The organism is Mesorhizobium sp. M4B.F.Ca.ET.143.01.1.1 (genome assembly GCF_004792275.1).
In the GTDB taxonomy this organism is placed as follows: Bacteria; Pseudomonadota; Alphaproteobacteria; order Rhizobiales; family Rhizobiaceae; genus Mesorhizobium; species Mesorhizobium abyssinicae.
In genome coordinates this window covers 1-372 of record NZ_SRSR01000148.1, presented here as the reverse complement: position 1 = coordinate 372, position 372 = coordinate 1, and the positions used below count along the sequence as shown (strand labels likewise).

The 372-nt window shown below is 64.5% G+C and carries 1 protein-coding gene; it reads right to left on the bottom strand.

All coding sequences use genetic code 11. The features are described 5' to 3' along the window. Positions 1-372: aminotransferase class I/II-fold pyridoxal phosphate-dependent enzyme (locus EN786_RS36375; RefSeq protein ID WP_135910085.1), on the bottom strand; the 372-nt coding region annotated here is incomplete at both ends.

Below are 372 nucleotides of genomic sequence, written 5' to 3'. Positions count from 1 at the left end.
GATGCGTCAGCCAGCCGATGCGCCAGCCGGTCATCGCCCAGGCTTTCGAAAAACTGTTGACCGACAGCACCCGGTCGCCGTCCTCGGCGATCTGCAGGATCGAGGGCGCTACGTCGCCGTCGAAATAGAGCCGGCCATAGACCTCGTCTGAAATGATCCAGATGCCTGTGCGCCGGCTGAAATCGAGCAGCGCCTGCATCTCCTCGCGCGATGCGGTCCAGCCGGTCGGGTTCGACGGCGTCGACAGGAAGATGGCGCGGGTGCGCGCATCGCAGGTCGAAAACAGCCGTTCGAGGTCCAGCCGCCAGTCTTCCTTGAAGTCGAGCGAGAAGGGTCGCGGCTCGCCGCCGATCAGGTGGATGGCGTTGTGGA